General features: G+C 43.3%; 18 protein-coding genes. 4 read left to right on the top strand and 14 right to left on the bottom strand.

The genetic code is table 11. The features are described from left to right. Nucleotides 1–111: 111 nt before the first annotated feature. The 7 genes from V8Z93_RS05880 to V8Z93_RS05850 all read right to left on the bottom strand — a co-directional run bounded on the left by V8Z93_RS05880 (nt 112) and on the right by V8Z93_RS05850 (nt 9,460). Nucleotides 112–2,316: a peptidase domain-containing ABC transporter gene (locus tag V8Z93_RS05880; RefSeq protein WP_439432670.1), complete on the bottom strand. Its 2,205-nt coding sequence runs from the start codon at nt 2,314–2,316 to the stop codon at nt 112–114. Between the two features lie 46 nt (nt 2,317–2,362). Next, on the bottom strand, nt 2,363–4,705 hold the full coding sequence (locus V8Z93_RS05875; protein WP_317511125.1) for an outer membrane beta-barrel family protein: 2,343 nt from the start codon (nt 4,703–4,705) through the stop codon (nt 2,363–2,365). 2 nt (nt 4,706–4,707) lie between these two features. Continuing rightward, the gene (locus V8Z93_RS05870) at nt 4,708–5,994 is read right to left on the bottom strand and encodes a radical SAM/SPASM domain-containing protein (RefSeq protein WP_317511126.1); all 1,287 of its coding nucleotides are present in this window, start codon (nt 5,992–5,994) and stop codon (nt 4,708–4,710) included. Nucleotides 5,995–6,641: 647 nt separating this feature from the next. Next, a complete protein-coding gene (locus tag V8Z93_RS05865) occupies nt 6,642–7,397 on the bottom strand; it encodes a hypothetical protein (RefSeq protein ID WP_317511127.1) in 756 nt (251 codons plus the stop codon). 35 nt (nt 7,398–7,432) lie between these two features. Then, entirely contained in the window at nt 7,433–8,383 is a 951-nt protein-coding gene (locus V8Z93_RS05860; protein ID WP_317511128.1) for a relaxase/mobilization nuclease domain-containing protein, read from the bottom strand. After that, the gene (locus tag V8Z93_RS05855; RefSeq protein ID WP_215682764.1) at nt 8,380–8,793 is read right to left on the bottom strand and encodes a plasmid mobilization protein; all 414 of its coding nucleotides are present in this window, start codon (nt 8,791–8,793) and stop codon (nt 8,380–8,382) included. Before V8Z93_RS05855 ends, V8Z93_RS05860 begins: the two co-directional genes overlap by 4 nt. A 184-nt stretch (nt 8,794–8,977) precedes the next feature. Then, entirely contained in the window at nt 8,978–9,460 is a 483-nt protein-coding gene (locus tag V8Z93_RS05850; protein WP_317576570.1) for a DUF3408 domain-containing protein, read from the bottom strand. A 397-nt stretch (nt 9,461–9,857) separates the two neighbouring features. On the opposite strand from V8Z93_RS05850, the gene V8Z93_RS05845 reads away from it, so the two are divergent. Both V8Z93_RS05845 and V8Z93_RS05840 read left to right on the top strand, forming a co-directional pair. Next, nucleotides 9,858–10,169: a helix-turn-helix domain-containing protein gene (locus tag V8Z93_RS05845; protein ID WP_008628599.1), complete on the top strand. Its 312-nt coding sequence runs from the start codon at nt 9,858–9,860 to the stop codon at nt 10,167–10,169. An 81-nt stretch (nt 10,170–10,250) separates the two neighbouring features. Next, on the top strand, nt 10,251–10,559 hold the full coding sequence (locus V8Z93_RS05840; RefSeq protein ID WP_025066990.1) for a helix-turn-helix domain-containing protein: 309 nt from the start codon (nt 10,251–10,253) through the stop codon (nt 10,557–10,559). Nucleotides 10,560–11,328: 769 nt separating this feature from the next. Here V8Z93_RS05840 and V8Z93_RS05835 read toward each other — a convergent pair. The 7 genes from V8Z93_RS05835 to V8Z93_RS05805 form a co-directional block, all read right to left on the bottom strand. After that, on the bottom strand, nt 11,329–11,691 hold the full coding sequence (locus tag V8Z93_RS05835) for a hypothetical protein (RefSeq protein WP_439432669.1): 363 nt from the start codon (nt 11,689–11,691) through the stop codon (nt 11,329–11,331). Then, complete coding sequence (locus V8Z93_RS05830) at nt 11,688–12,899, bottom strand: tyrosine-type recombinase/integrase (RefSeq protein WP_439432668.1); 1,212 nt, start codon at nt 12,897–12,899, stop codon at nt 11,688–11,690. The genes V8Z93_RS05835 and V8Z93_RS05830 overlap by 4 nt, the downstream gene beginning before the upstream one ends. Nucleotides 12,900–12,962: 63 nt before the next feature. Next, on the bottom strand, nt 12,963–14,195 hold the full coding sequence (locus V8Z93_RS05825; RefSeq protein WP_439432667.1) for a phage integrase SAM-like domain-containing protein: 1,233 nt from the start codon (nt 14,193–14,195) through the stop codon (nt 12,963–12,965). 823 nt (nt 14,196–15,018) lie between these two features. Continuing rightward, entirely contained in the window at nt 15,019–16,035 is a 1,017-nt protein-coding gene (locus tag V8Z93_RS05820; protein WP_439432666.1) for a branched-chain amino acid aminotransferase, read from the bottom strand. 174 nt (nt 16,036–16,209) lie between these two features. Further along, nucleotides 16,210–16,404 (bottom strand): exodeoxyribonuclease VII small subunit, encoded by a 195-nt coding sequence (gene xseB, locus V8Z93_RS05815; protein WP_203041291.1) that lies wholly within the window; start codon nt 16,402–16,404, stop codon nt 16,210–16,212. A gap of 165 nt (nt 16,405–16,569) precedes the next feature. Beyond that, nucleotides 16,570–17,880: an exodeoxyribonuclease VII large subunit gene (gene xseA / locus V8Z93_RS05810; RefSeq protein ID WP_439432665.1), complete on the bottom strand. Its 1,311-nt coding sequence runs from the start codon at nt 17,878–17,880 to the stop codon at nt 16,570–16,572. A 92-nt stretch (nt 17,881–17,972) separates the two neighbouring features. Further along, the gene (locus tag V8Z93_RS05805; protein WP_439432664.1) at nt 17,973–19,391 is read right to left on the bottom strand and encodes a S8 family peptidase; all 1,419 of its coding nucleotides are present in this window, start codon (nt 19,389–19,391) and stop codon (nt 17,973–17,975) included. Nucleotides 19,392–19,616: 225 nt separating this feature from the next. Between V8Z93_RS05805 and V8Z93_RS05800 the strand changes: the two genes are divergently transcribed. Both V8Z93_RS05800 and V8Z93_RS05795 read left to right on the top strand, forming a co-directional pair. After that, nucleotides 19,617–20,990 carry an MATE family efflux transporter gene (locus V8Z93_RS05800; RefSeq protein WP_439432663.1) on the top strand — a complete coding sequence of 458 codons (1,374 nt, stop codon included), beginning with the start codon at nt 19,617–19,619 and terminating at the stop codon, nt 20,988–20,990. A 40-nt stretch (nt 20,991–21,030) separates the two neighbouring features. Beyond that, nucleotides 21,031–21,654: an AAA family ATPase gene (locus V8Z93_RS05795; RefSeq protein ID WP_439432662.1), complete on the top strand. Its 624-nt coding sequence runs from the start codon at nt 21,031–21,033 to the stop codon at nt 21,652–21,654. Nucleotides 21,655–21,689: the final 35 nt, after the last annotated feature.

The raw sequence follows: 21,689 nt of genomic DNA, 5'->3' as shown, positions 1-21,689 counted from the left end.
AAACTATAGTCTTCATACGCAATATGTTTTTATATTCACTTTTTCTGTGGCAAAAATACCTATTTTTCTTCAAAACATCAGCATTTGTGTCGTTAAATAAGTATAATTGCATCAATTTCCCAATTCCAATTGGTTCTTTACCAGATTATAGTATGCCCCTCGCTTGGCGGTCAAAGACTCATGGTTGCCTTCCTCAACCACTTTGCCATGGTCGATGACCACGATTTGGTCGGCATTCTTCACCGTGCTTAGGCGATGAGCCACAATCACAACAGTCTTGCCCTTGTAGAACTTATCCAAGTTCTCCACGATGCTTCTCTCGTTGTTAGCATCTAGCGAGTTGGTCGCCTCGTCAAGGAAGATGTAGTCGGGATTCTTATACACCGCCCTTGCTATCAAGATACGCTGTTTCTGTCCTTGGCTCAGTCCAACGCCATCACGCCCAATCTTAGTGTTGAACTTCAGAGGCAAAGCCATCACGTAATCCTTGATGCAAGCAATCTCGGCAGCTTTCAACAACCGTTCCTTATCTATATCGCCATCATCAACAGCAATATTTCTAGCGATACTCTCCGAGAAGATAACACCATCCTGCATGACAACACCACATTGTCTGCGCCACCACTTTTTGTTGAGTTTGTTGATGTCAGTATTTCCAATGTTGATTTTTCCCTCCAAGACAGGATAATAACCAAGCATCAAACGGATGAGGGTGGTCTTTCCACTGCCAGATGCACCAACGATGGCTGTTACCTTACCTTGCGGAACGTGAATGTTCACATCGTCTATGGTTTTGCGCAAAGCATGTGGGTCGTACTTGAACATGATGTTCTTGATGTCAATGCCCTCATTCTTATCTTCAATAGAAGTTAGCAAGCCTTCCTTTCCATTCTCATCATCCATCTGGTGAATCTCGTTGATTCGCTCCAAGCTAATCTTCACATCTTGCAGAGAATAGAAGAAGTTCATCAGTTGCTCCACAGGCGAGTTGAGCTGTCCGATGATGTATTGCACGGCAAGCATCATACCAAGTGTCATTTGCCCATGTATCACAGCGGTTGCAGCCACTACCGTGATGATGATGTTCTTCACCTCGTTGATGAAAATACTTCCTGCTTCCTGTGTCTGTTGGAGTTTGAGCGACTTCATCTGTACGCCGAATAGCTCAGCTTGCGTGTCCTCCCATTCCCATCTTCTGCGCTGCTCACAATCCTGCAACTTGATTTCCTGCATGGAGGTGATAAACTCATAAGTTTTGTTATTGTTGATGGCCTGCTGCTCAAACAATTCATAGTCGAGCACCTTTCTCCGTTTCAAGAACAAGGTCATCCATCCGCCATAGAGGATACTTCCCAACAGAAAAATGACAAACACCAATTTATTATAGAAGAACAGTACCACCGAGAATACCACGAAGGTGAGCATGGCAAACGTGATGTTGAGCGTCTGCTGCGTCAAGAAAGTATTTACTCGGCTATGGTCGTTCATTCTCTGCATCAAGTCGCCCATGAGTTTCGTGTCAAAGAAAGACATCGGCAACTTCAAGAGCTTGATGAAGAAGTCGCTCACCAATGAAATGTTGATACGTAGGGAAATGTGAAGCAACAACCATCTGCGGATAAAGTCTATTGCCGTTCGGCTGACTGTAAGCATCAACTGCCCCAATAATATAAGCCAAACAAAACCTATATCTTGGTTCTTGATACCGACATCTACGATGGATTGAGTAAGGAATGGCAAGACAAGCTGCAAGAGACTTCCGACTATCAAGCCCAAGATAATTTGTCCGAAATACTTGCGGTATTTCTTTACATACCCAAAGAGAAAGCGAAACGATCTTTTTTCTTTGATGTTCTCTTCGCCCTCCATCTTATAGGTAAAGAATGCAGGGGTGGTTTCCAAGAACATAGCAATGCCCTTGTCTTCGCCATTGGAACTCGTGCTTATCCAATGCTGCTTGAACTCTTCTAAACCATAAGTGACCAATCCCTTTCCTGGGTCAGCGACATAGAACTTCTTTCCTTTCTTGACTTTATACAAGACTACAAAATGATTCTGGTTCCAATGGAGAATACAAGGCAAAGGGACTTCACCTAGCACCATAGTTGTAGCTCTAGCGCATGTAGTATGCAAGCCAAGTGTGTTTGCTGCCTCATTGATACCTAACAGAGAGACTCCTTCCGCAGTAGCAAAACAAAGTTTCGACAGAGAATCCAAAGAGTATTCTCTGCCGAAATATTTACATACTATTTGCAAACTAGCTATACCACATTGCATGCTATCATACTGATATTCTATAGGAAAATGATTCTTCATTTGTTACTTTGAAATCTACATTACCGCACTATTTTTCTCTAAGAGTTTATAAGCGATTTCTTTCTTCAGAATTTGATGACTGAAAAGTTGGCTTTGCTTTGTTAAAAACATTTCCAATTTTTTTAATTAAAGTTATTTCCAAATGTTGACTATCATAATAGTTGTTAAACTTCTGTTTAATCCCATTGGAATAATAAGAGTATTTTGGATTCGATGTTTTGAATAAATCTTCAGCTTTAATGCTAACAATCATAGTCTTATTTTTGTTTGTATACGACAGCCCTAAGTTTAATAGAAAGGCATTTTTTGCCTTTCTATAATTATAATATCCAGGTATGTCATCTTCAATGTACAAAAAGCCAGTCAATCTTTTACTTAAAAAAAATGAATTGTTCAACGAAAAATCACTTCCCCAACCTTTTACATTCTTAAAGGATGTCTGATTTGAAATATAGCTTGAATATGTAATATCTCCAGTCAAATTAGTTTCTAACCAAGAACCCAACTGAAAATTATATTCGACATCAATCCCAAAAGTAGATATGTCAAAGAAGTTTCCTGCTCGTTCTACTTGATTTTGAATATTTTCTGAATCCAAGAATACCATTTTCCCAAAATCTTTGTTGGTCTTAGTAAAATACATTTTTGTATAAAATGAATTGTTGCACATATAAGACAAGCTTACATTATGTATATAAGACGGTTTCATGAATGGATTTCCCTCTGAGTAATCATATTTACTTGTATACCATCTAAAAGGGTCTAATAGTTGGAAATTGGGTCTCTTAATTCTTCCAGAATAATCAATACTTATAGTATTACTATTATTTATTAAGTATTCTATACCTACAACAGGAAATACCCTTAAATAATGGTTGTTATTGATAGTGTTTAAAGTATAAGAGAGTCCTTTTGTATAAGTATATTCTGCTCTCAAGCCCAAACTTAGTTGAATTGACTTTATTGAACTCTCTGCATTTACATATAAAGCATTGTTGGCTTCTCTATATCCAAACAAGTTGTGTGAAGTAGAATAAACCAATTTTTCATCCTCTTCATTATATGACTTTGTGTTGATATAAGAGAATTTATATCCTTCACTAAATTTCCAATTCTTAAACGAATTGTCGAAATCCATTTTGAAAGTATATATATCATTCTTTTGGTGACCTGCACTATAAAAATTTTCATCTAATGTTGTTAATGCCGTTTTTGTAAGTGAAAGCCAATTCCTATGGTTTCTTTCATAGCTGTTAATGTAGCCAAGTGTTATATTGAGATTAGATTTGTCATTGAAAGAATGAGCATAATTTATTTCTAAATTCGTTTGATAATTAGCTGACTTTCCATATCCTTTAGATGACATTATGGAATCTTCCTGTATATTGTTTATAGAAAAATATTTCGTATCATTAGCAATGTCTCGATTATTAATTTTACTAAGTAACGGCAACTGTAACATTGTTGATATATTATCATGTTGGCCTAAAGTTAAATTTAAATTTGTTAATATTCTAGCAAAATCATCCTCGTTTTTTTTAGGACAATTTGTAGATATTATATAATTTTTAAACATATTACTATATTGACTATGCGTGAATAGTTTTTCGCAACTACCTAATACCGCGGTCTCTACACTAAACTTTTTACCTGAATAGAGAATTTTTGCAGAAGCACCATAAGATAAATAGTGGGCAATACTCCCTTTCCCCAGTAAATTAGCTTGTAATCCTGGGTTTATTTTTTTCAGTGTTTCAATTTTTAAAATGCCAATATTCTCGTTGGCTTCATATTTTGCTGGTGGAGTTGATAGTACTTGAATTTTTTGAATGTTTTCTGCTCCTAAAGAATTCAAATAAGCTATTAATTCATCACCTTTTAAATAAAGTTGGTGATTATTCAAAAAAACAAGGACTTCATTTTTACCTACCATAGATATGATACTACCTTTAATGTTAATCAAGGGTATTTGTGGCAATATGTCAGAAAACAATTTCCCATTTTTATTAATCACATCCATGTTGATAATAAAACCACCATGTGACATTTGGATAGCCTTTCTTCTACCAATTACTTCAACTTCATTAAGATTTTGTACATTGTCATCTAGGCAAAAATCTATTGTTTTTTCATCCGAGATGGATGCAACTTTATCTGCATACCCAATATAACTGCAAGTAAGGCTGTCATTTTTGTTCACTTGGATTTCAAAATATCCAACGGAATCTGATAATACGACTTGTTGAGTATTACAATTTTTGATAGATGCATACGAAAGTGGTTGCGATTTGTCATGAAAATACACATGGCCATAGATTTTGTAAGACTGCGCATCTATTGACAAATTAGCAAAAAGCATCGTAATTATGAAAAATAATATTTTATTCATAGCTAACCTTCAAAGTTTACATTATTCTTAATATATGGTTGTATCTGTATGAAAATTCTAATAATTGCTTCCCAATACACCTTGTTTAATGCACAATGATATGCTGATGGTATAGTCGTATCCTTAGATTCAAGCCATTTTGCTGCAATACATGAACCAGAGCAAAGATGTCTTAGCCAACAATCTTTGCATTTTTCATACCTGTCAACTTCTTTTGGGTAAAAATTATGTTTGTCTATTTTCTCGTAATCAATACCATTATGAATATTTCCAATACATAATTCTTTACAACTATTATGACTAGAACAAACATAAATATCTCCTTTTAGATTGAAATAAAAGGAATTGATCCCAGCACTACATCCAGTATAGCTCGTTGTCTTACATTGGATTCTTCTTATGTCTTCTATAAGTTTGCGAGCGTAAACATACTTATTGTTCTTTATCCTAGATACATAATAATCAACTAAAAGACTAAATTGTTGCTTAAGATTATTATTTACATCTTCTATTTGAGGTAAATAACTGTCATTAAATGCTCTTGTAGCGAACCCATGATAGAAAGGAATTTCGTTATCTTCAAAAAAAGTGAACATCTGTACGATATTCTTATTCTCTGGCATAATTGTTGCTTTACACGCAAATTTTATTCTAGTTTTCTTCAGGGTAAGAATATTTTTGATGACTAAAGGAAAACTTGGTGTGTTATTTAGAAATACTCGTTTGCTATCATTTTCCTTATCTCCATCAAGACTAATAGCTACAGTAAATTTTTCCTCTTCAAAAAATTTAATAACAGAAGAAGACAATAATGTGCCATTTGTCGTTATTTCAAAATGACTATTTTCAAATCCGAATTCCTTGCATAGCTTTGGAATTTGTTTTAACAAATTGAAATTTAAAGTTGGCTCTCCCTCTCCTGCAAAATAAAATGTAACATTACTAGAATTATTTTTAGCAAGGAATTTTAGTATCTCTAAAAAGCGCTCTTTAGACATCATCTCTTTTTTATGATACCCTGCTGACAAATAACAATAAGAACATTTCAAAGTACATCCGTGAGAAATGTCCAAACTAACAACATCTATTTTTCTACTTGATTTATCAAAGTTATAACTTGAAGATATTTTTACACTATTTCTTTTAGGCATAATGACACTTTCATATAAACGCTCTATATCTAATGGAGAATATATATGATACAATTCCAAATCTAGTGGGTCTAATATGTATATTTGATTATTTAAATCAAATTCTTTCAAATCTTTTTTTTTGTAAACACTTGTCATTTTTGTTTATATATTAAGGGTGTGCTAAAGCATTAGTAGCACACCCATTATACATTTTAGAAAGTTGTTATACAATCTGATTCGCAACTTTTCTATAGTCAATCAGAATTGGTTTGAGAAAAATTTATGCTTCCATGTCCAATGCCTAAAGGATTTATTTTCTCATTCTATTTCTATTTGACTATAAGACTATCCTCTATTGATGAGCAACCCTGACGAAGATTGGCAACCATGACTTCCACACGCATGATCCGTTGACTGTGACATATGGGTGTGTTTTGTTGCCTCGCTTCCTCCTTTTACATTGGACAAAGATTCTCCATTAAGGGTTTCAAACTTAAAATCTCTTTTCATTGTCTGTTTCCTTTCTTTAAAAAAAACTAATAATGTTTTAAATCTTGGAATCTAACGTTTCTTGGAAAGTATACGCCTTTTTACCCAGACGGGGCTGTATCAACCTTGCGCAAAGGTTTTTGGAACAATTGCACCAAAACAAAAGCAAACTGCAATTATTTGCCTCTTTTTGTATTCCGAATGCAAAGGTATAAATACTTTTTGAAACAGCATAATTTTAGGAGGGTATTTAAATTACATTAAACAATGTTATACGTGCTTACACTTTGCATAATAATACAAAAATAACGTTTTCATTTACTTTTCTTACTGTTTATCTGCATTTTTATCCTATTTGATTCATCAATAAGTTGTCTTGCTATACTATCTTTATATGATGCTACCTCAATCATTTTATGGTGTTGATAGACAGAATCTTCATAAACATCAACTCTGGTTCTGAGCTTGTATATCACATCTTCATCTCGTTGCACATTGAAATGCTTTTCGATGTAGCGAATATTCGGGTCATCAGATGGAAGAACCATTTTCAATGCCCTATATTTCAAATCTGCCTCCTCCCAATCTTGATGCTCTCGCCATTGGGTGAGGTTGCCCCAAATGGAGAGAACGAGAGATAGAGCCAAGCCGCCAATGAAAAGAAGAACATACTTTGATGTAGGCTCGAAGCGATGGGTGACAAGTTTCTTCTGAGGTGAATTGTTCATCACTTCAAGTTTGTCTTGCAATGCCTTCGAGGAAACATCATTCTCTTGTCTCATCTGCTTGACAGCATCAACCAAGAACCTGTTTCGCTGCTCATTTTTGCCATGTTCAATCTTGATAAGGTCAGCGAAAACAACAATGGCATCTCTTAATTTGGATAATTTACCAATGACTTCCTCCTCCTTGCCAAACATAGCAATGATTGATTTCTCCAACTTGGTTATGTCAGTACTTGCAGGAACGGTTTCCGTTCCTGCATTCTTTGGTGAGGCAGAAAGTTCATCGACTTTCTGCTCCAATCTCTCAACAGTGCCGTAGATGGCTTCTAACATTTCTTCTTTCATTTTTCTTTTCTTGTTTGAATGGTTTGTAACTTGCATCAAAGGCTAAAGCCCTTTCTGCGTTTCTTCTTTTTCTTCTTGGCTGATTCATCCTCTGGGAATGGCTCAAAGGTCTGTGCGTTGGCAGAAGCAAAAAGCCCAATGGAAGAAATGCCGTTCCAAGGGTCTTGGCTGCTTTCCGACATGGATGGCAAATGCTCGTCCTTGCGACAACCTTGCTCATATTGTCGAGCAGAGTTGTCTCTTGCTGATACTTGATTCTCCGTACCCTCAAATCTCGCATTCAGCTTGCCAAAGCTATAGCCTCGGCTAATCTGCGTACCTTTGAAGCTATATCCATCCTTGCAGAATCGGATGCCTTGCACCTTGGTTCGCTCCTTGTCCTTATAGCCTAACTCCAAGAGAACACCTCGTTTTGCAAGTTCATTCTTGAACTTCTGCCAACTATCTGCGACTTCCAATGCATCTTTGACTGCATTGTGAATCTCATATTTGGCACGCTCCGCATTGCGTAACTTGCGAGTATTAGTATTGCTCTTGTCCGTTCCGTAGGTAAATCCATACTTGGATTTAAGAGCCTTGGTCACTTGCTCATTACGCCTGTAATCATTCCTGTCTGATATGAGCTTGCCCTCGTTATTGATGCGGTTATACACGATATGACAATGTGGATTGTCGGTGTTGTGATGCCTTACGATGATGAATTGAGTATCTTTTATCCCCATCATCTGCATGTATTCAAGGGCTATCTTAGCCATGAATTCATCCGTCAAACGTGGCTTGTCCTCGGGCTTGAAGCTCAAAGCTATGTGCCCCACAGGCTTCTTAATCCTTGGATTTAGTTGCCTTTGTAGCTCGAAACTTTGCATCATCTCGGCATTCGTGCCGAGTAACACACCATCAGAGGCAAGGATTTTCGCCTCGTCCTTGCCTGTAACATAGCGGATGCAACCAGCAAATGAGCTGCCCTTCTTTAGCTTGCCTATCATGTGGCATCCTCCTTTCTGCCTATTCCGCATGGCTTCGGTTTATAACTTGCTTGGCGATACTCGCCAAGGATGGATTTCAATCTTCTCAACAAGTCCACCACATACACATGGGTTTCGTGGAAACCTCTCTGATGCGACAGCTTGGTAAGTTGGTTGAGGTTGTTCGCCATGCCTATGAGATTCTTAGCGATGGCTATCGTCTCAGCGTTGTGTCCGCTGACCACCTCGCCGTTCAAGGCGGACTCACGAATGTACTCCGCCAATTTGCGGTTGGCTTTTCTCGCCCTCAGTCTCAATGCCTCGTAGCTTGGCTTCGAGAACTTCACCGTGACAGACTTCGACAACTTGCGAACCCTGCCTGTGGGCGGTCTTCCGCCCTTTTTCTTGTCCTGTTCATGTATGCTTGTCATTCGATATACTGTTTACAGTTGGTACACTTACTTTCTGCGACCGTTGGGAGCAAAAAATCTCCGCCCTCATGGTGGAGCGAGGCGTTTTGGGGTTCCCAAAACATAACCTCGCTCCCTCTCAGAACACGTTAGTTGGAATTACAGCCTTTCAGCTATCCACGTCCAAGGTCGCAGACCTTAATTCTCACAATTTGCGCCAAGCCTCGAAGTCCTCTTCATAAAGGCTTAGGTGGTGGCGCACGATGTTCTCGATGATGCCCGATACGCTCATGCGCCTTCCTCCGAGGATGCGGACGACACGATCAAGACGGTCTCGTACATCGGAACTGACGAAGACCGGCTTGCGGTCGTCAATCCTTGGAACTTGGAGGAAGGTCTGCTGATACTCCTCCAATGTCGCCTTGCGCTGCTTGCCACTGATGCGCTTCAGCGGATTCGGTGGCGATTGAGCCTCGTTCGTTGATGTTTCCTCTCTATAGGGAGTTGTTGCAGCAACTTTCTCTACAATTGCTCTCAACTCTGGGTTCTCTACATCATCATAGAGAGAATTACAACTACTTGGATTGGCTTTGTTGCCATACGTAGATGGTTTAACAAAATCCAAATACTCTTTTTCCATCAGCTCCTTTTGCTCAGGAGCCAAGACTGCATCTTTTGTTCTTGCCATAGCTTATGCTGTTTTATTTGTTAGTATAGTGGTCACGGTTTGCACCATTGACCGATTGTCGGGTGCAAAGTAAGTGTACTGAGTGCAGCCATGCAACTGATTGGGTGTAACGTGGCAATTTAGTTGTGGCTTGCTTATTTGCATACCGAGATAGTTGTGAGAACTTCAACGTATTTCTCAACTCATCATTGTTCATGTATTCGTTGCAGTCGTGCAAGTTTTTCTTGTTGTTTTTGGCGTTGAAGTCGGCAAACCCCGGCAACATACTGCCACAGAAATTGAAAACGCTTGTTTTTAGATTGCCGTGCCTTATCTTTGCACTCACAAGCGTGGAGCACAGCATATGCGTGGAGCTTTGCGACATATAACATAGTATTAACTTAGAAAAAAGAAAAGTATGGGATTCATCGTATTCGAGGAAGAGGCATTCAACTATCTTGATGCCCAGTTGGAGAACTTCGTGAAGCGCATGGACAGAATCCGTGAGCGCAGTGAGGACAAGACCATGAACAAGTGGCTCGACACGCAGGACGTGTGTCAGACGCTCAACATCTGCCCACGGACAGTGCAGACGCTTCGGGACAACGGAACTTTGGCTTATACGCAAATCAGCCACAAGACCTACTACAAGCCGGAGGACGTGATGGCTATCGTAGCAGTAGTGGAGGACAGGAAAAAGGACATGCGCTTTCGCAAGCGCACAGGTTAGGCTGTCATATACAACAGCCACTTAATCCAAAGCAGCAAGTAAACCGAGTAACGTAAGTATCAACAATAAAACGAGACAACTATGAGCAATGAAGTAATGACAAGAAACAGCGAGTGGATGAACCACATCGTGAACCACCTCAACCGAATGGTTGACAATTTTGAACGTGCCGTGATGAACTACCGCCCCATGCTTGACGGTGAGCGCTTCATGACGGACAAGGAGCTTTGTGCCAGGCTGCAACTGAGCCGAAGAACCCTGCAGGACTACCGAAACAACGGTGTCATCCCGTATATCCAGCTTGGCGGAAAGATACTCTACCGCGAGTCCGACATTCAGAAGATTCTGATGGCTAACTATCGTGAGGCGTACAGAATGAAGGGCTTGTAGAAGAAATACATGTCCTTGATGAGTGGGGTGAAATGAACAAGGCGACAACGTATAACTTACCGAGCGTGGTTGTTATAGGTTGTCGCCTCATTTTATTGGCTATACCGAGTTGGTCGTGTTTGCCGGGTGTTCTCCGTATGGTCTGTATAAAATCTAATACCATGCTAAAACACACTGCGGTGGTTCGCCCAAGTGGCTGGAGGCGCAAAGCCTCCAAGGAACGTTGCTTGAAGGATTCCTATACAATTAGGAATCATCTCTCTTCATTCTTTTGCATTACATACTACTCATGCAATGCCAAAATATTAACATGCACCAAAATATTATATAGACTATGGAGATAAGAAAAAACACCTTTTTCTTCTTCGATTTTAAAAGGTGAAGTACAAATCCACTATAAATGGAAAAAACAGGTATTATAAGTATTTTAAACCATCCTATAACATCATAATATGAATAAAAAAAAGTACAAGCGTATGTTGCCCAGTACAAACATATCACAAATGCCATTACAAATTTCAAAAAGACAAATGTCACTTGTTTGTTTTTTAGGTACAATAGGAAATATGCTATAGGAACAACTGTTGCAAATAGCATATCTCCTCTCCATATTATATAAAAATCCAAAAGTCTCATTTTAGTTCATTATTTGTTTGACACTGCAATTTTAGAGAAATAAATTGAATAAAGCAAATGAATTTAAAACCTTTATAAAATTTTAACACATTAGTTTTCTAAGAATAGAGGTCATTGATGAAAAATGTAATTGCTACACCATTATATTCTTCGACCACAGGCAGACCAACTTCGGGCGGTTGGTCTGCTTTTTGATGATGGCTTGCATGATGAACTCACGAAAGGCTCGGCTCTCAATGCTGTCAATACGGAAGGCTACCGCAATGACGAGTTCAAGGCTATACACATCATAGCTGATGCGGTCGTTCTTCCTGATATGACGGCGTACACCCTGCTCATTCAGAATGCCATCCTTGAATACAGCCTTGACAGCCTTGCGCACATAGCAGCCGAACACATTATACATGTCGGCAATCTCCTGCAAGGTCATCCATACTGTATCGGTCGGCATGGATACCGTTCCGCTCTCGCTGATAGTTATAACTCCTCTGTTCATTTTCCAATAGTTTTTTCGTTCGACAATCTGTTCCTTTCTCGCTTGGCAATAAGCTTATCCATGTCATTTGAAATCTTCTGCTCCGTCACCTGCGCATAGACCTGTGTGCTTGTGATGTCTGCGTGTCCCATCATCTTGGCTATGCTGCCGATGGGAATGTCCTCGTTGAGCATCAAGACTCCGAATGTATGGCGGCTTGCGTGGAATCCCAACTTATTACTTATGCCAAGCACCATTCCAAGGGTATGCACATCAAGATAGATGTCTTTCTTCTCACCCAGTGGAAAAACAGGCTTGCTGTCGTCCGTGGTATTGTAGAGCGAAAGAATCTTCTCGGCTATCGGATGGAGTGGCACGAAGAACTCCACGCCTGTCTTCTCTCTTTCCTTGCGGATGAACTTCCTGCCATCGGAGTTCTCACTGATATGGTGAGGGTACAGTTTCTTTACATCTATATAGGATAAGGAGGTGAGCGAGGCAAAAATGAAACATCTGCGTGCAAGCTCTGTTCGCTCGTCAGCCATCGGGGTAGAGAGCATCTTGACGAAGTCTGCCTTGCTGATATGGGTCATCTTCGGGGCTGCCTTCTTCTCATACCCTATCTTGGCTATGGGATTGAAGCGGATAATGCTCCTGTCCACTGCCTTGTACATCAACATGTTCAGCCAGAGAAGGCAATGGTTCACGTAGCTGTCGATGCGTCCCTGGTCTCGTTTCAGGAATAGCTTGTATTCCTCTCCGAAATTCTCGTCTATGTCCTCAAAGGCGATGTCGTCCTTCTCCAACGAATGGACAAAGGCTCTCAGGTTCTTCTGCCATGTTCGCTTGTGCAGAAAGGTTTGTCTGGCTTTTGAGGTTCGATACCATTCCACGATGGTATCACCAAAGTTCAGCAAGAACCTTCCTGTCGTGTCCTTGTCCTTCAACACAGCCTTCAGCATTTCCACGGTGATGATGCCATTGGTGGTAAGAAGTGAGTTGTATTTATCCTTGACCTCAGCAAGGAAACTTGCCAATCGTCCGTTGTCCCTTGCGTTCCGTACCTCTCCCTTCTTGGCGTTCCACTCCTGTGGGGTACAGGATATGCCTGTGGAAATGGCTGCACTTTTGCCGTCAACGGTGATGCGGCAAAGTATGTTGGCTGTTCCGTCTGCCTTCACCTTCTGTCTGTTGATGTAAGGCAAAATTGAAAATGTACTTCTGCTCATAGTTGTTGTCCTTATAATATAATAATGTAGTTGAACTGTAAAAAGAAAAGTTGAAAGCCTTGTTCATAATGCGAGAATAAAGTCCTTCTCGGTTGCAGCGATGAACTTGTCCATGTCCTCAAACAGCTTCTTTTGGGTTACTCTCGCATACCGCTGCGTCATCTTCACATCCTTGTGACCGAGCATCTTGCAGATGGTCTCCATCGGCACACCTGCCTCCAGCGTAATGAGGCTGGCGAACGAGTGTCGTCCCGAATGGTAGGAATAGGTCTTGCTCGTTTCCGCCAACTTGCAGATGGTGATGAGGTCGATACGAACACGATTCGTGCTCAGCAATGGGAAAAGGGTATCTCTTGCCCCGTCCTCGTATTTCGCCATCAGCTCCAACGCCTCGGGCAGGAGTTTCACCCTGGCAAGTGTTCCGGTCTTCTTGCGGTTATAGATGAGCCATTTGTCGCCATCCTCCAACACCCTGACATTGGCTTTCGTGATGGAAACGGTGTCTATGAAGGCTGTTCCTGCATAGCAGGCGAAAAGAAACAGGTCACGGCTAACGGATAGTCTCGGCTTGTCTTCGGGCAGTTCCACATCACGGATTTTTATGAAATCAGACATGCTGAGAGCCTTGGGGGTCGTAACCTTTGGAGTGCCAACCCGATAATGGGCGAACAGCAGGTTCTTGCACAAGCCTCGCTCAAAGGCAATGCGGCACATCTTCTTGAAGAGCGACACATAGATGGTGATGGTTCCTGATGAAAAGCCTTTCTCATCAAGCAAGTAATGGTGAAAGTCACTGATGAAAGGCTCGGTCAGCTGTCCGAAAGCCAAATCAGTCAACCTATACTTCTCCCCGATGAACTCAGCGAGATTCTTGCGAATCTTTCTGTAAGTCCAGACACTGCTCTTCGACATATCGATGCCCTCATGGGTGCTGAGTTCACTGATATGCTCGTCCACGAAGGAGAGAAGGGTGGTCTGTGTCTTGACGCTGCCCTGCAAGGCCTCCTTGACATCCTTAGCCTCGAAGTCCGTTCTCTTTTCCACAAGCACATCGAAAGCCTTTTGGATGGAAAGCAACAACTGCTCGATGTCCTTGTTGGTCTCCACGGCTTCCTTGCTCTTGCCCTCCAATCGGCTGGCACGAGGATTCCAAAGCGATGGAGTGCAAGACAACTTGCAGGAGAACTGCGCCATAGTCCTGTTCACCGTGATGCGTCCCATGATGGGAGCTTTTCCATTCTTGTCCAATCCGCTCTTTTTTAGGTAGAGCAACACCTTGAATTTTTCGATTTTCATAACGCTTACATTTTGAGTGTGCAAATATAATCATTTTGTAAGCGCTCCTTGATACGCAAATCATTGAGAATCAGTGCAATAAAATCCGTTGATGCACAAAGTTGCCTTTCCGTATTGTTACCTGCTTTGCATAGGTAACTGTGGCTCACGATTTAGTAACTGAACTACTTCAATATTCCTCACTCGCTTGCTTTATGCCGATTTGGCAACTTTGTGCAAATCTACTCATTCCCAACTGTTTACGTTCCAACCTCTCTTATTCTCCTTTGGCTGCTTTAGAGCTTTATGTTAAACAATCCAACTCATAGTTTTTCTGCCCACAACTCATAGTTTTTCTGCCCGCAGCTCATGGTTTTCTGCTAGCTTAAACTATATATGAAGCCTCTTTCTGGTCTTCAATGATGCCTCTCCTTGGTCTCCAATGATGACCAGGGAGAGGCATATTTTATTAGACAGAATTGACAGTTAACAATTGACAGTTGACAGTTGATAGTTGGCAGGGTTAACAGGGTTAACAGTTAACAGCCCAAAAATGCATGGTTACCCCTCCCCTTACTATAAAAGAAGTATATATATATTATAATATAATAATGTACGCGAGGGGGACCCTTGAAAAATCAGCTGTTAACTGTTAACCCTGTTAACCCTAGTGCAGAGAGAAAGAAGATAAGAGAAGAGAGAAAGAGGATAAGAGAAGAGAGAATTGAAAATAAAAAAGCACTCCAAGAAGCGGAAACTCCTCAAAGTGCTCTGATCTAAAAATTATCTCTTATTGGTTTTTTACGCAATAAAGAAACTCTCGGATTATCCGAAAGCTATCGGATTACTCGATAACTACGGTTGTCCAACCGTGCTTGTCCTCGATGGTACCATACTGGATTCCACGGAGGGTATCATACAGGTGCTTAGAGATAGGACCTGGCTTCTTACCGAAGTTGTAGCGTTTGCCTGTATCCAAATCGTCGATGTAGCTGATAGGACTGATTACGGCAGCCGTACCGCATGCACCAGCCTCCTCGAAAGTATCCAGCTCATCCTCAGGAATCTGACGGCGCTCTACCTTCATGCCCAAATCCTCAGCCAACTGCATCAAGCTCTTGTTGGTGATAGATGGGAGGATAGAGGTACTCTTAGGAGTAACGTATGTATTGTTCTTGATACCGAAGAAGTTGGCAGCACCACACTCATCCATGTATTTCTTCTCCTTGGCGTCGAGATAGAACTCGCAGGCGTAACCCTTTTCGTGAGCGATAGAGTTGGCTCTGAGGGAAGCAGCGTAGTTACCACCCACCTTATAAATACCTGTTCCGAGAGGAGCAGAGCGGTCGAAATCACGAATGATGACGTATGGGTTGGTAGAGAATCCACCCTTGAAGTATGGACCCACTGGGGTTACGAAAATCAGGAAGCAATACTCCTTAGAAGGATGCACACCCACCTGAGGACTTGTACCGATGAGCAAAGGACGGATATAGAGTGTAGCACCACTCTCGTAGGTAGGAATCCACTCCTGGTTCAGGCGGACCACCTTCTTGACCATCTCCTCAAACAGTTCTGTTGGCACCTCTGGCATCAGGATACCACGGCATGTGCTCTGCAAGCGGGCAGCGTTCTCGTCCATACGGAACACGCGCACCTTACCGTCTGGACAACGGTAAGCCTTCAGGCCTTCGAAAGCCTCCTGACCATAGTGCAGGCAGGTGGCAGCCATGTGCAATTTCAAATACTCATCAGAGCAAACTTCTATTTCGCCCCATTTGCCGTCGCGATAGTAACAACGAACATTGTAGTCAGTCTGGCGATAGCCAAATGACAAATTAGACCAATCTAAGTCTTTCATAACATCCTATTTTTAAAATGTTCTACTAATATTTATCTGCAAAAGTACAAAATATTCTACTAATCTGCAACTATTTTGCGATAAATTTAATAAAAACGTTATCATTTTATGGGTTTACACCATTTTCGGGCATGATTTTGCCATTTTTATGCCTGAATATAGCATTTTGAGGAATCAATCTTCGCTGAGCAGCTTCTTGATTTCCTCATCAGTCTTGGTGAGTTTATCCTTGCAGAGTTTCACCAGGACCTTGGCACGTTTCAACTGTTCGGAGAGCTGGTCGATGTCGAGTTCATCGTTCTCCATTCTTTCTACGATTTGTTCAAGCTCTCTTACGGCTTGCTCGTATTTCATTTCTTCTTTTGCCATAGTTTCATTTTGTTTTGGAGTTAACAGTTAACAGTGGATATTTTAAAGCTTTTGCCCTTACAGGGCGACAGGATTGCGGCCTTTATTACCCAGGGCGCTGCCTTGGGCTAGGAGCTTCTGCCCTTTCAGGGCGTGTGGGTGAGATACTTGCGAAAGTTCAGTTAACTATAAATTATTCATTACTTCTGCCTTCACGCTGCCTTCGGCGAATTTCGTTTCGATAATATCCCCGGATTTCAGCTGCGAGGCGGAGCGGACGCTCTTGCCATCTTTCAGCGTGATGCTGTAGCCACGTTTCAGCAGCAGGGCGGGGTCTTGCGACTGGATGCGCTGCTCAAGGAGCTGGAGACGATGGCTTTCGTTGAGCATCTTTCTTTCCAATACCGGCTGGATATTCTGGGAGATGATTTCGAACTTGCGCTGGGCATTTGCAACCCTGGATTGCAGATTCGTGGTGAGACGATTCATCAGACGGTCGAGATAGGCTCCCTGACGAGTCTTTACCAGCGAGAACTGAACGGGGATAGTGGTGCTCAATCTCTCTAGCCTCATCTTCTCTACCTGCAGGCGGTGCTTCACGTTCTGCACGATGGCTTCCTGCGCATTCATCACACGGGCATAGACCTCAGTGAGATGGTTGATGAGGAAGGCGGCTGCGGCAGTCGGCGTTTTGACACGCTGGTAGGAAATCATATCGAGCACGCTTTCGTCTCTTTCGTGACCTATTCCCGTGATGATAGGCAGCGGGAAGTTGGCCACATTCTCGGCCAGTGCCAGGGTGTCGAAGCCCGAAAGGTCGCTGGTGGCTCCTCCTCCTCGGATGATGACCACGCAATCGTATTCCTCCCATTCGGCATTGATGCTATCCAGGGCAGCGATGACGCTCTGCTCCACTCCCTCACCCTGCATCGTGGCAGGAAAGAGACGGGTGGTGAACTGCAAACCGTAGTCATTATCGGCTAGCTGATTGCAGAAATCGCCATATCCGGCGGCAGTGGCACTCGAAATCACGGCGATGCGCTGGCAGAACATCGGGAACACCAGTTCCTTCTGCAGGTCGAAGACGCCTTCTTCCTTCAGCGTATTGATGATTTCCAACCGCTTGCGCGCCATATCGCCCATCGTATAGTTAGGGTCGATATCGTCCACTATCCAAGAGAAGCCATAGTTTTCATGAAACTGGGCGTGCACCTTGAGCAGCACCTTCATGCCGGCATGAATGCGCTGTCCGGTAACCCGCTCGAAATTCGGCTTGATGAGCATCCAGCGGTTTCGCCAGCAGTTGGCATGAGCCTTGGCTACCGGCGTATTGGAACGCTCATCTTTCTGGATGAGTTCCAGATAGCAGTGCCCGCCGTAACCCTCGCGAGCCTCGGAGAGTTCCGCTTCCACCCAATAGCTGTCGGGCAAGGACATCGAAATGATTTCGCTGACTATCGAGTTTAATTCAAAAAGGGACAATCGAAGTCGTTCCATACTGTCTATAGTTTAAAGTTTACAGTTTAAAGTTTATAGTTTATAGCTAACAGAGCAAGTTGCCCTATAAACTATAAACTATTAACTATTAACTATTTTATCGCTTTCCCCGTCTGATAAGCTTTCCAAAAATCAGGAACACCATATCCAAAGACATTATCGGGATGCTGCTGATTATCGCCTGCCAATCTTACGAGTTTGATAATCTGCTTGGCAGTCTTGTGGGGAAGCGCCTGCCAGAGACAGGCTACCATGCCGGCTATCAGCGGCGATGAGAACGAGGTGCCGTTATCGTTGATGATGCTGCCCCTGCCCGTTATCACGCAGGTAGGACTGCCATACGCCATCACATCCGGTTTGATTCTGCCATCCGCCGTAGGTCCCACGGCACTGAATGCCGCATTCGTGCCCTGCTCGTTGATGCTGCCCACCGTCAGGATATCCTTGGCATCGGCAGGAAAATTGATTTTCTTCCAGGCACCCATGCCATCATTTCCGGCAGAGTTCACGCAGATGATGCCTTTGTCTGCACACATCGATGCCGTGTGTGAAATCATAGCGGTGTTGCCATCCTGCTCATAATAATGATGGTTCATCGAAGCATCATCAAAGCCATGATAGCCGAGCGAAGAGTTGATGATATCCACGCCACAACTGTCGGCATATTCTGCCGCACTCGCCCAGTAATCCTCCTCGGCAAGGCTCTCGGTGCGCTCATCCTCGCATCTTATCAGCAGGTATTCAGCTTCCGGCGCCACTCCCACATAGAAGTTAGGCGCATTAGCAGCCATGGTAGAAAGCACCATCGTGCCATGTTCCATCTCAGAAAAGATGTTCTTGGACTGCGGCACCACGAAGTCCTTGATGCCCGCCAACTTGATATCGTGCAGTGCAGGAATCTTATCCGCATTCATGAATCCGCCATCGAACACGGCAATCATCATACCCCTGCCCTGATGGTTGTTCTCGTGGAGCCGCTTGCCGTTCATCGCCTTCAGCTGGGCATCGGCAGCTCCATAGAATCCGGCACCGTTGCCCCATTCGTTCAACTCCTTTCTCACCCCCGACCGTATTCTCTGGCTCACGGAATCGGGAGCGACGAATACCTTCATCATCTTGCGGATGAAATCGAAGCCGTCCAGCTTGCGGAGTTCCTTCTCCTTGTGGATGCGGATGAGCAGGGTGTTGTTCCACTTGCTCTTGCCCACTATCTCGATGCCGGCATCAGCCACCGCCTTTTCGTAGGCAGGAGCCAGGGGCAGGTCGGTGAGGTCGACAGAAAGTCCCTGTCGCTTGCGCCTTTCGATGGATCGTGCCGAGAGGAACTCCTCCGGGCGGTTCACCGAATAGGGATTATGGTCGAGGTCTTTATCCTTGAGGTAAAGACGAAACAACATACATTTGCCGCCTGGGTAGGACACCATGTCGATGCCAGCCACCCTATTATTGTGGGCAAACAATGTAAATGCAGTTAGTAAGAATGCATAAAGCATCAAAAATCTTTTCATCATTATATCGGTCTTTCGATTGTAAATGTTGTCTGTTCTAAAATGCAAAATTACTGATTTTGCATGAGAATGCCAAAAGAAAAGGGAAGTTTTTATCAGGAAATGCAAGTTTTTCCTATATATATAATAAGGTATCAGATATTTTTTGTAATTTTGCAGACAAGTAGTCGACGCTGCTGCTTTCTGAAAGGAGCAGGGCGATGGGCTATGAGGAAAAAACAGATATAAATGGAAAATAAACAAGCGACATTAGAATTAGGGACGAAGCCGGTGGGCAAGCTGCTCGTTCAGTATGCCCTGCCAGCGATGATTGCGATGACCGCAGCCTCGCTCTACAACATTGTTGACCGTGTATTCATCGGTCAGGGTGTGGGAGCCATGGCCATCTCGGGTCTCGCCATCACCTTCCCCTTCATGAACCTCACCGCCGCCTTCGGAGCCGGCGTTGGCGTGGGAGCGTCCACAGCCATCAGCGTGAAGTTGGGACAAAAGGATTATGCCACAGCGCAAAACATTCTGGGTAACACGATTTCACTGAATCTCATCATCGGTATCGGACTGAGCATCATCTGTCTGCTCTTCCTCGACCCCATCCTGAGATTCTTCGGAGCCAGCGACCAGACGCTCATCTATGCTCATGAGTACATGGTCATCATCCTGCTGGGTAATGTGGTGAGCCACATGTATTTCGGCATGAACGCCCTGCTCAGGGCGGCGAGCAAGCCCAAGCAGGCAATGTACGCCACCATCTTCACGGTGGTGATGAACGTGATATTGGACGCCCTCTTCATCCTCGTGTTCAAATGGGGAATACAGGGTGCCGCCATCGCCACCATCCTATCGCAGTTGATGGCGCTGATGTGGCAGTTCAAGCTCTTCAGCAACAAGAACGAGCTGCTCCACTTCAAGAAAGGCATCTACAAACTGAAGAGGAAACTCGTAGATAACATCCTCGCCATTGGCATTTCGCCGTTCCTGATGAACGTGTGCGCCTGCATCATCGTCATCTTCATCAACAACCAGCTGGTGAAATTTGGAGGCGACCTCTCGGTGGGTGCCTACGGAATAGCCAACGGTATTGCGATGGTGTTCATAATGTTCGTGTTCGGCGTAAACCAGGGGATGCAGCCTATTGCCGGATACAACTATGGTGCCCAGAAACTGGATAGACTGATGCGCGTGCTGAACCTGAGCATCATTGCCGCCACCGCCATCATGGTGACGGGATGGCTGATAGCGATGTTCCTGCCTTACTATTGCGCAAGAATGTTTACTACCGATAAGCAGCTGATAGACTTGGGCATCAAGGCAATCAGAGTGGTGATGTTCTGCTTCCCGATCATCGGATTCCAGATGGTCATCACCAACTTCTTCCAGTGCATCGGAAAGGTGAAGATCAGCATCTTCCTCTCCTTGTCGAGACAGTTGCTCATCCTCCTGCCCCTCCTGGCTTTCCTGCCGATGATATGGGATATTGATGGCGTATGGTACAGTATGCCTATCTCCGACTTCTCAGCCGCAGTCATCGCCGCAATCGTGATGGTATGCTACATGAACAAGTTGAAAAGACAACATAGAGAAAACATGAAAGTTAACGGTTAAAGGTTAACAGTTAACAGTTAACAGCTAAATTTTTAAGCTTATGAACAAGATTATCATAAACGTGGGTCGCCAGATAGGAAGCGGCGGCCATATCATCGCCGAGAAGCTGGCTGAGGATTTCGGTTGCAAGTGCTACGACCGGGAACTGCTGAACCTTGCTGCCAAGGAGAGCGGTTTTTCGGAGAAATTCTTCGAGCAGAACGATGAGCAGAAGGGATTCTTCAAGTCTCTCTTCCATTCCCATCTGCCTTTCCTGAACGACAACAACTTCTATCACAACGACTTCTCGCAGGAAGGCCTGTACAAGTTCCAGAGCGACGCCATCAGAAAGGCTGCCGATGAGGGCAACTGCGTGTTTGTGGGCAGAACCGCCGACTATGTGCTGCGTGATTACAAGAATGTGATCAATATTTTCATCACCGCCAACATCGACGACCGCATCAAGGCAGTGTGCAAGCGAAAGAACATCGACAGAGCCACCGCCCGCAAGTTCATCGAAAGCCACGAGGAACAGCGCGCCTCCTACTACGATTACTACACTGGCAAGAAGTGGGGACACAGCGAGAGCTACGACCTCTGCATCAACAGCAGCCATCTGGGAATCGAAGAGACAGAGAAGTTTATCGCAGAATTTATCAGAAAAAAGTTCGGACTTAGTGATTAATTATTAGTGATTAATTATTAGGGATTAGTGATTAA

Source organism: Segatella copri (genome assembly GCF_051861805.1).
In the GTDB taxonomy this organism is placed as follows: Bacteria; Bacteroidota; Bacteroidia; order Bacteroidales; family Bacteroidaceae; genus Prevotella; species Prevotella copri_M.
The sequence above is the reverse complement of the archived record's forward strand: the minus strand, read 5'-3'. Positions and strand labels throughout refer to the sequence as shown.

What these genes read in the sequence shown, in the direction of transcription:
- V8Z93_RS05800 (WP_439432663.1), top strand. Translation starts at nt 19,617, where the DNA reads ATGGAAAATAAACAAGCGACATTAGAATTAGGGACGAAGCCGGTGGGC.
- V8Z93_RS05875 (WP_317511125.1), bottom strand. Translation starts at nt 4,705, where the DNA reads ATGAATAAAATATTATTTTTCATAATTACGATGCTTTTTGCTAATTTG.
- V8Z93_RS05830 (WP_439432668.1), bottom strand. Translation starts at nt 12,899, where the DNA reads ATGAGCAGAAGTACATTTTCAATTTTGCCTTACATCAACAGACAGAAG.
- V8Z93_RS05855 (WP_215682764.1), bottom strand. Translation starts at nt 8,793, where the DNA reads ATGACAAGCATACATGAACAGGACAAGAAAAAGGGCGGAAGACCGCCC.
- V8Z93_RS05795 (WP_439432662.1), top strand. Translation starts at nt 21,031, where the DNA reads ATGAACAAGATTATCATAAACGTGGGTCGCCAGATAGGAAGCGGCGGC.
- xseA (WP_439432665.1), bottom strand. Translation starts at nt 17,880, where the DNA reads ATGGAACGACTTCGATTGTCCCTTTTTGAATTAAACTCGATAGTCAGC.
- xseB (WP_203041291.1), bottom strand. Translation starts at nt 16,404, where the DNA reads ATGGCAAAAGAAGAAATGAAATACGAGCAAGCCGTAAGAGAGCTTGAA.
- V8Z93_RS05865 (WP_317511127.1), bottom strand. Translation starts at nt 7,397, where the DNA reads ATGAAAGAAGAAATGTTAGAAGCCATCTACGGCACTGTTGAGAGATTG.
- V8Z93_RS05820 (WP_439432666.1), bottom strand. Translation starts at nt 16,035, where the DNA reads ATGAAAGACTTAGATTGGTCTAATTTGTCATTTGGCTATCGCCAGACT.
- V8Z93_RS05880 (WP_439432670.1), bottom strand. Translation starts at nt 2,316, where the DNA reads ATGAAGAATCATTTTCCTATAGAATATCAGTATGATAGCATGCAATGT.
- V8Z93_RS05860 (WP_317511128.1), bottom strand. Translation starts at nt 8,383, where the DNA reads ATGATAGGCAAGCTAAAGAAGGGCAGCTCATTTGCTGGTTGCATCCGC.
- V8Z93_RS05840 (WP_025066990.1), top strand. Translation starts at nt 10,251, where the DNA reads ATGAGCAATGAAGTAATGACAAGAAACAGCGAGTGGATGAACCACATC.
- V8Z93_RS05850 (WP_317576570.1), bottom strand. Translation starts at nt 9,460, where the DNA reads ATGGCAAGAACAAAAGATGCAGTCTTGGCTCCTGAGCAAAAGGAGCTG.
- V8Z93_RS05845 (WP_008628599.1), top strand. Translation starts at nt 9,858, where the DNA reads ATGGGATTCATCGTATTCGAGGAAGAGGCATTCAACTATCTTGATGCC.
- V8Z93_RS05825 (WP_439432667.1), bottom strand. Translation starts at nt 14,195, where the DNA reads ATGAAAATCGAAAAATTCAAGGTGTTGCTCTACCTAAAAAAGAGCGGA.
- V8Z93_RS05805 (WP_439432664.1), bottom strand. Translation starts at nt 19,391, where the DNA reads ATGATGAAAAGATTTTTGATGCTTTATGCATTCTTACTAACTGCATTT.
- V8Z93_RS05835 (WP_439432669.1), bottom strand. Translation starts at nt 11,691, where the DNA reads ATGAACAGAGGAGTTATAACTATCAGCGAGAGCGGAACGGTATCCATG.
- V8Z93_RS05870 (WP_317511126.1), bottom strand. Translation starts at nt 5,994, where the DNA reads ATGACAAGTGTTTACAAAAAAAAAGATTTGAAAGAATTTGATTTAAAT.